The sequence below is a fragment of the Streptococcus sp. HMSC077D04 genome, assembly GCF_001808785.1.
Classification (GTDB): domain Bacteria; phylum Bacillota; class Bacilli; order Lactobacillales; family Streptococcaceae; genus Streptococcus; species Streptococcus mitis_BX.
Genome location: NZ_KV794473.1, coordinates 1 through 361, shown reverse-complemented (window position 1 = coordinate 361; position 361 = coordinate 1). Strand labels below are relative to the sequence as shown.

The following is a 361-nucleotide window of genomic DNA, read 5'->3' as shown; positions in this document are numbered from 1 at the left end:
GTTAATCATTGTCCAGTTACTGAAAAGGACGGAAAGCAAGGTTATTTTGACTTTGGGGCTGTCAGTCTTCCACTAGGGCTTGTTAATCAAAACATTATCTTCTTTAACAAAGAGGATATAGATGAAGTTCTATTCTTCGGTTACATTGATCGTCGTTTTCAAGACTTTTTGAATCGTTATGATGAAGAAGTCTCAAAAATCACCTATGACCACTTTAGTGTAGATGATTTTAAAAAATGACATACAAATCCTAGGATTTTATTCTAGGATTTTCTATATGATGAGAAAATGTTATAATGAAGATTAGGTAGACTGGTCACTGGTAAAATTTGCCCATCCAGACCTGACAATAGCTTACTCT

At 34.1% G+C, this 361-nt stretch carries 1 protein-coding gene; it reads left to right on the top strand.

Annotated features, from left to right (window positions below; all coding sequences use genetic code 11):
- A partial coding sequence (locus HMPREF2701_RS01020; protein ID WP_070481825.1) for a DUF4176 domain-containing protein occupies nucleotides 1-240 on the top strand: 240 nt, incomplete at its 5' end.
- Nucleotides 241-361: the final 121 nt, after the last annotated feature.